Source organism: Pseudoalteromonas sp. TAB23, assembly GCF_000498075.1.
GTDB classification, from domain to species: Bacteria; Pseudomonadota; Gammaproteobacteria; order Enterobacterales; family Alteromonadaceae; genus Pseudoalteromonas; species Pseudoalteromonas arctica.
Window position 1 is genome coordinate 1 of sequence record NZ_AUTP01000098.1, and the last position, 7,096, is coordinate 7,096.

The 7,096-nt window shown below is 37.2% G+C and carries 9 protein-coding genes and 1 pseudogene; 1 reads left to right on the plus strand and 9 read right to left on the minus strand.

What is annotated here, in order from left to right:
- Positions 1 to 381 precede the first annotated feature (381 nt).
- The 9 genes from L654_RS0102315 to L654_RS0102355 form a co-directional block, all read right to left on the minus strand.
- Entirely contained in the window at positions 382 to 1,059 is a 678-nt protein-coding gene (locus L654_RS0102315; RefSeq protein WP_024607145.1) for a hypothetical protein, read from the minus strand.
- A gap of 12 nt (positions 1,060 to 1,071) precedes the next feature.
- Positions 1,072 to 1,440, minus strand: coding sequence for a hypothetical protein (locus L654_RS0102320; protein ID WP_024607146.1), 369 nt, complete (start codon positions 1,438 to 1,440; stop codon positions 1,072 to 1,074).
- Positions 1,427 to 1,672 carry a hypothetical protein gene (locus L654_RS0102325; RefSeq protein ID WP_024607147.1) on the minus strand — a complete coding sequence of 82 codons (246 nt, stop codon included), beginning with the start codon at positions 1,670 to 1,672 and terminating at the stop codon, positions 1,427 to 1,429. The genes L654_RS0102320 and L654_RS0102325 overlap by 14 nt, the downstream gene beginning before the upstream one ends.
- Positions 1,669 to 2,550 (minus strand): hypothetical protein, encoded by an 882-nt coding sequence (locus L654_RS0102330; protein WP_024607148.1) that lies wholly within the window; start codon positions 2,548 to 2,550, stop codon positions 1,669 to 1,671. Before L654_RS0102330 ends, L654_RS0102325 begins: the two co-directional genes overlap by 4 nt.
- Positions 2,551 to 2,581: 31 nt before the next feature.
- On the minus strand, positions 2,582 to 2,998 hold the full coding sequence (locus L654_RS0102335; protein ID WP_024607149.1) for a DUF4124 domain-containing protein: 417 nt from the start codon (positions 2,996 to 2,998) through the stop codon (positions 2,582 to 2,584).
- Positions 2,999 to 3,412: 414 nt separating this feature from the next.
- Positions 3,413 to 4,561 carry a hypothetical protein gene (locus L654_RS0102340; protein WP_024607150.1) on the minus strand — a complete coding sequence of 383 codons (1,149 nt, stop codon included), beginning with the start codon at positions 4,559 to 4,561 and terminating at the stop codon, positions 3,413 to 3,415.
- Between the two features lie 303 nt (positions 4,562 to 4,864).
- On the minus strand, positions 4,865 to 5,173 hold the full coding sequence (locus L654_RS0102345) for a hypothetical protein (protein WP_007579961.1): 309 nt from the start codon (positions 5,171 to 5,173) through the stop codon (positions 4,865 to 4,867).
- 406 nt (positions 5,174 to 5,579) lie between these two features.
- Positions 5,580 to 5,825, minus strand: a complete 246-nt coding sequence (locus L654_RS0102350; protein WP_002958040.1) for a DUF4235 domain-containing protein — start codon at positions 5,823 to 5,825, stop codon at positions 5,580 to 5,582.
- Between the two features lie 228 nt (positions 5,826 to 6,053).
- Positions 6,054 to 6,437, minus strand: a complete 384-nt coding sequence (locus L654_RS0102355; RefSeq protein ID WP_024607151.1) for a hypothetical protein — start codon at positions 6,435 to 6,437, stop codon at positions 6,054 to 6,056.
- Positions 6,438 to 6,905: 468 nt separating this feature from the next.
- Here L654_RS0102355 and L654_RS0102360 point away from each other — a divergent pair.
- Positions 6,906 to 7,096: pseudogene (locus L654_RS0102360) on the plus strand (hypothetical protein); the annotation flags it as partial.

The following is a 7,096-nucleotide window of genomic DNA, read 5'->3' on the forward strand; positions in this document are numbered from 1 at the left end:
CCGCTGGTCCCTCTCTGGACACTCTCAGCGCACCCGAGCATCACGCTGTTTCCTTCAAACCACAATTGATGTGAACGTAAACGCCATGAAAGCACATCCATGTGCAAGCATGGCTTTCATTTCATCCATGAAATGCATTACTCATCAATTGCTTATTTTCACGGCGCGATGACGGGGGAGGGTGTTAAACGTGAGGTTGGTGCTTGGTCTTGGCAAGAAACAAGACCTGACCTTATGCATTTTACTTCCGGGCGCTGATTAAAACAGCTTAAATGTGGTTAAGGGGTAAGGGTTAAACGCGCTTGGTACTTCTGCACTCCCCTTAATGTTTGTATCAGAGTGTCAAGTTTTAGGGGGAGAGAATTTTAAATGGGGTAAAAATTATATAGAGGGATTGAATCTTGACCAAACACTACAAAAAACAGCAATAAACCCTATAAACATAGGGCTGTACAATTCTAAAAACTCACGGTGGCGAAATTGTTCAACTAACCAATAATAGGAAATCAGACTGATCGCAGCCAAATACTTTAACTTATTTTTAGCACTAAATAAGTAAACTTTTACAGGTTCACTTGGGCCAGACTCATCGTGAATGGTCAAATGAAAATAAGCATTGAAAAAAAGTTGAGTATTTAAATCGTATTCAACAAAGTCATGGCTCTCTCTTTTAATACTTTCGTTATTAAGATCCACGTAAGATTTAAACAAGTCAGGTATAAACCCACTCACGACATCATTATGATGATCGAAGTTTCGATAAAAACTATTGCGGATAACTTTCTCTGACCATTGTTTTTGAAAGCTTTCCACATATAAATGTGACAATGAATTATAACGAATTAGTAAATAACCAATAGCTAATAGCATCAAGGAACTTAGACCTAATGGGTTAGTAAATGTTATTTTAAAAATGAAGGTGTTAGCTTCTGTAATCTTTGCCCCAGAGAAAGTAAGCGCTAATAAAATAGATGAAAGAATTATTAGTGTTTTCTTACAGCTTGCTAGAGTTACATCGTTATTAATTTGTTCGCTCAAGCTTTTAGTCGGTTCAGTCATAGTATCTCATCATCATTCACTCAGAGTCATTTTTGAAAGCTTTTCATTTTGCATAATGATCTGAGCTATACAGCTTTTTTCCAACTCACTACCCGCTGGAAATTTTTTAGCTGATTTTAGCTCCTTTTTTAAATGCTTTAAGGTGTTTTTAATTCGTGATCTTTCTTTAATCTGCTCGTCAGTGTAAGGCTCAACTCTATGTAGAAAACGATTCAAGAGCCAAACAATAAAACCTACTGTTGCTGGAGTAATAATATATACAAGATCTGCCGCGAACTGAGGAATTAACCCATTCTCAGTTGATAATTTTGCTATGCCTATTACTACAGTAGATAAAAAGCCTGCATTAAAAGCTACTTGGCTTGAATTATTTGTTGCCATTCAAACTTTTCCTTATGGCATCAATAACTTCTTGTTTAGAGCCTTTAGCTTTAAGACGTAGGTGTAATTCACCTCCACTTTCATTAATAATCACAACTTCAGAATGTGTTTGAAATAACAATAAACAATATCGAATTACTTGATAAGTGACACGATAAATGAATGGAGAAGCAGCTGCTACTCCAACCCAGATCATAATTTGTGTGATCAAAATGATTTGTTCGTTTGTCATATCAATTTTTTATCGCTGCTTGTTCTATGTCGTATAACTTCAAGTATTGTGTACTTATAGCTTGGGGAATTGTTAATTTTAAAAAATGTTTTTATTCTAAGCTTAACTTCAAATAAGCTGCCTTTTACCATGGATTGTTGACTATTATCAACACTATTCAAAAATTTGCTGTCTTCTATCTTGACCGCTACATCAGAATCTAATTTAGGTAACTCAGCCCTCCAGCCTTTATTTCCACTATCAAAATTCACTTGTGTAAAGCGAATATTGGTAACAACATTTTCTTCTTTTGTTTCTACAGATTTCGTTCCTATAGATTTAAAATTTTCAGACTGTGTTTGATTTATAACTTCTAATGGTTTTAATTCGGAATCTTTAAGTATTACTTTTGCAGTAGGGTCATTTTTAATCGGAGTATAAAAAACATCTTCGTAATTTTTTCTAAAATCTTGGTCTGTCACTAGCTCCTCTAGTCGACGATCACATTCTATTTTTGTACCATCATCAAGTTCAATTACTGATTTATCATCACCTTCACGAACAACACCTTTCATCTTCCTGCCTGCGATATTATTTATTAAAGCCATAACACTACCGCCGACAACAGCTGATGTGGCCGCTGTAATTCCAATATACTCAATAACATTCAAACTACTTTGAAGTAATTGGGTAATTTCATAAGTAACACCAAAAGAGCCTTCTTTATGAGCCTTTACATCTATTTCTAATGTTGAATCAGACCCATTTATTACTCTATCTGCTTTTTTTACAGCCTTGGAAAAGCTAATTAAACTTTGTCCTAACACTTCAGCATCAATAGTATGATCTTTAGTCTCATCGCTATCATAGAAGATACTAAAATTTTTACTCTTTGACATATTAAATCCTGTTTGATTATTTTTATTAAGTTTATTTTCTTACGAAATGTTGAACAGTACTGAGTCCAGTACCGTTATGGTCTAAAAAGCACTCTGAGAAGGTTGTACCATCATAGGCACCATAACCATTTTTAGCTTTTACTTCTAAAACTAAAAGCTGCCTAGCACCGCTGTCGTCCTGTTTCCAGCGCATAAAGTGGTTAACAACTTTAACTGATTCGGGAGCTTTACATGACCTAGTTTGTTTTACTTGCTTTAAGTATTGGTTAACTAGTTGGCAGGGGGTCGCTGTATTATTACTTTTGCCTGATTGTACTTTGACTATGCGGGTATCAGCACTGCAAGGTTGATCAATGAATGTGATTACACTGTTTACAGTATATTTGTATACTTGTGTTGCGTTGACTTGAACACTCATTAGTAGTGCAAATAATAAAATCCGTTTCACTTAAAATCCTTTTAAATAGTTACTTATAAAGCAGTATTACAAATCTTCCCCCATCCACACAACTCGGCCAACTATGTGTAGTTGTTCTAAGCTTTCTTGTGGCACGAGTTGAGTCTCGTAGATTGGGTTGTCTGACCGTATTTAATACCGCCTGTAAATTTTTTTTGTAGGCGCTTTACCAGTAAGTGACTAGCTAAGTCTATAACATAAATGTCATTTTAAAAATACCTGTAGGGTTACCCATTAGAAAGTTCCGGTCAAGCACAATCGCTAGGGTTAGGTCTTTCTTTTGCCTTTTGTGATTAAGGAAAAAAGCAAGGCCAGATCCTAGTAACCCAGCTCCTAGTAATCTGCAATGAATCGCGGAAGAGGGCGTGCCCCCCTTTTTTACGCCCTTAAACTTGTTTTTATAAACTATAGCGCTACTAAGCTTTGCTCTAGCATTGCCTTTATTTGTTTTACTATTTTAGCTTCTGTTTCAGGTTCGAATTGTTGTATACGTGGGGTATGAATATGCCCTGTAGGTATACTTGAATTAAGCGCATCGCGCAGGCGAATACTGCGGTACGATATTTCGTTAGACAAGTAACCACCGCCGCCCCCATTTACCGCAATACTATTTTTAAGCTCGCCGTACGAACCCGCTTTATAGGTTTTTTCAAGCGTGGTGACTTCATGATTGTCGATAACTTTATAAGGGCCTTTGGCTTTTTGCATGTAAGTTACAGGCAAGCTAAATTTTACAAACTCGTTGCCCGGGAGTGGTCGGCCATTAAGCTTTGGTATCACTGGGCTTGTTTGCGTTCCGCCATACACAATATTGGCATTATCGGGGGCGGTTACACTGCGGCGTTTGCCCGGGAAGTGCTCTAAATCAAATTCTGTTCTGCCCATACTTACGGTGACTACCATGTCTACATTATTAAGTGCGTAGTAGGGGGCAAGTAGCGACTCTATTATTCCTTGATCAAAGTCTTCGTAGCGTACAGGCACCATAACGGTGTTAATTTCTGCGTTGATGCCGTTGTAATTAATAACTTGGCCGTCGAGTAATAACGCTGCAACACCTGAGGGATTACTTTGGTTTATGTTTTTATCGAGTAAAAATGGGTCAAAGCCTGTAAGTAATATTTTTTTAGTACTGCCTGATGAAAAAGCAAGGTCGGTACGGCCTCTGCTGCCTTCCTCAAGCATGGTTAGTAAAGTATTTAGTTGAGCCTGCGTAATTGAAAATTTAGGCGATGTTGTGCGTATTACTTTGCTTGAAAGCAGGCGTGCCCAGTAAAGCTCTCGGTCGTCGTAGTTATTGGTTTTTACTATGCGTTGTTTTGCGTTTTCCCACAGTTCAAAACTAAAGTTTTGTACTAATATTTTTGCACTTTTAAAGTCGTTTAATTCTTTAAATTGCTGTTCAAAACTTGATACTTGTGGGGTAAATGCATTTAAAACATTTGGCATTGCTGATTGTGCTTTGTTGATACGCTGTTCTTCAACAGTTAAAGGATTACTTAAAGCAGCGAATGAAGAGGCAATTAAGCTGGTTGCTAATAATACTTTGATCATAATACTCCTAAGATAAAGCGATTGTTTTATGTGTAATTTACTATCCTACTATTGCTAACTTAGGGCAACCAATTAACGTTGAATCGACTGATATTTGCTTTTGCCGTGCATTAGTATTGTTTAACGGCCAATTAGTATCACCGGCTAATAAAAATCCCTGAGTCAAAAATTGATCTTTATAGGTTCTACTTTAAGCTCTAATAAAAGTAAAAAGCCGTTACAGGAATGCAACGGCTTTTCATTATGGTTTTATGCGCTTCGGCTACACGAGCGAAAGGCCTTATATCCCTTTAAAACCCTCTATTAATCGTCAGGTCCTTTTAAGGTAAACACTAAATGTTTACGCATATCTTTTAAAATCACGCCCTTTTTAAGCATTGCGCCGCTTAAGCGTTTTTGCCACTTTAATAAGTCAGGCTCTGCGGCCGCTAAGGCTTGCTCGTTTTCAAACTGAAAGCACAGCAGTAGTGTACTTGGAAATAAGTGGTATTCCACATCAAACCAGCATTGCAGCATGCCTGGGAGTTCAGCACGGCCTTGTTCTTCTAATTTTTCAGCAGTATTAAGTACAAGTGCTTGCTGTTTTATTTGCACTGCAGAGAGTTTTTTCATTATTAAAATCCAAGTTAGCGGCTAAAAAATGCAGCCGGAATACGGGCATTATACGCAAGCTTGTAGGCAGGCAACAACTTTGAAAGGGAGTTAATGTTTAATAGGTTAATGTTCAATAGAGTGTATCTGTTTAAAATCTAGGATGTCTTGTTGGAAGGCGCCTTTGGCTTTTTCTACCTACGTAGGTTGGATAAGCGGTGCAGCCGTGCCATCCGACATTTTAAATTTCACCACAGAACCCCTTTTAGATATTAATCTAAACGCGTGTTTTAACTCAATGATAAAAAACCTTATTCAAGGTGTTTGCCAGGTTGCTTGCAACAACTAAGGAGTAGCTGTCGCAAGCCGCTTTTAGAGCCTCACCGCATTACGATTAATACTTATAAGAGGTATCAATCGGGTCGGTTTATTTGGATCGGCGCTTGTCTAGCACGTAACGTACGGCCATTCTTGCAACACCCGCACCAATACCTGAAACTACAGCCCATGTAACGGCCTCTTTAAGATCTGTTTCTTCGCTTGGTCTATCTTTTGGGGCTGGTTCGTTGGTAACCTTTTCCCACGATTTTTGTAAAGTTTTCCTTGTTAACATACCTGCTGATGCAGCGGCGAGACCTATACCTATCGTTGTAATTAGCTGTTTATTACTCATAATTTACTCCTTTTTATAAATAACGGCAGCGTTATTTATGTGTAACTCTTTAAGTAAGAATATTAATAACAGCAATTTACGTACCGATAGATGTTTGAGTAATAAGCACAGTTATATAAAAAACTCACTCAAATTTTTACAAATTTAAGCGTAAAGCTTTGAGTGAGATTGCGACAAGAGTAAGAGCGTTTAACTGAAAGGTTATTCTACTCACGCTTAGGAAGTTTATTAAGCTTGTGCTTCAGTTCCTAGTAAGGCACCGACATAGGCGAGTTCTTCGCTAAAAATACCATTCAAAAGAGCGTTTTGCTCAATTATTACAGCGTCATTAGGTTGGGCTTTGTATTCTTGCTGGCATCTTGTGAGTTCGGTGGCCAGCCATTGGCAAACATTAGTAGTTAATTTTATTGCTGTTTTTAAAAATAATGACCATTTTATTTTTTGTAAATTAAAGCGGTAAAGCGCGACAGCAATAACACCATAAGCTTGCTGTTCAGGTGTTGGCATGTTGTTAGTATTTATTGAAGTGCTGTTTAAAAGCTTGGTATTGACCATCGCTTGTTGCAGTGCAGCTTGTTGTGATTGACTTAAGAAGTTGTTTTCGTAATCCATGAGTGGCCTATATCTGCTGATAGCAGGGCAATATAACAAGAAGATTTAGCACAGTATTTTACGATTCATGCGCACCGAAAAATGAACCACAGTGATAACAAAATTAGACTGACTCTTTACTGAATTAATAAAACACAATTGTAACTGGGTAGGGGAATTGAAGAGGATAAGCGTCTTTGTTTTAACCTTCAAATCGCATGAAAAATAATGCTCTGTTGGTGTTTTTAATTTTATTGGTAAGCACGGTAATAACCATAAACAAGAGAGTGATAAAAACCTCTCTTTATTTCGCAAGGAATTTTGTTTATGTAGATAGGAGTTTTTTACAAAATTTAGCAATTTTTACTCTAATAATAAGAGAGTTAGTACGGGATTTTGTTTTATGCTATTGATTTTAAATGATAATTTATTTGGTTTGAGTTTTGCTTGGTAGTAAGTGTATTTTCTTAAATAAATAAAGGAGTTATTATGAGTACCGTTATTACTGGGTTATTCGAAAGTGCATCACAAGCAACACTCGCAATTTATAGATTAGAAGCTTTAGGTATTAATGAAGCTGATATTAGTATTGTAGCCAACGACTCATACGCAAAGGAAGATTTTGCTGTAGACGAAGGTACTAAAGCTGCCGAGGGCGGCATTATAGGCGCGGCTTCGGG

Bases quoted from the DNA above. Each gene is read 5' to 3' on its own strand.
- L654_RS0102325 (WP_024607147.1), bottom strand. From the start codon at position 1,672: ATGACAAACGAACAAATCATTTTGATCACACAAATTATGATCTGGGTT.
- L654_RS0102345 (WP_007579961.1), bottom strand. From the start codon at position 5,173: ATGAAAAAACTCTCTGCAGTGCAAATAAAACAGCAAGCACTTGTACTT.
- L654_RS0102320 (WP_024607146.1), bottom strand. From the start codon at position 1,440: ATGGCAACAAATAATTCAAGCCAAGTAGCTTTTAATGCAGGCTTTTTA.
- L654_RS0102355 (WP_024607151.1), bottom strand. From the start codon at position 6,437: ATGGATTACGAAAACAACTTCTTAAGTCAATCACAACAAGCTGCACTG.
- L654_RS0102350 (WP_002958040.1), bottom strand. From the start codon at position 5,825: ATGAGTAATAAACAGCTAATTACAACGATAGGTATAGGTCTCGCCGCT.
- L654_RS0102330 (WP_024607148.1), bottom strand. From the start codon at position 2,550: ATGTCAAAGAGTAAAAATTTTAGTATCTTCTATGATAGCGATGAGACT.
- L654_RS0102340 (WP_024607150.1), bottom strand. From the start codon at position 4,561: ATGATCAAAGTATTATTAGCAACCAGCTTAATTGCCTCTTCATTCGCT.
- L654_RS0102315 (WP_024607145.1), bottom strand. From the start codon at position 1,059: ATGACTGAACCGACTAAAAGCTTGAGCGAACAAATTAATAACGATGTA.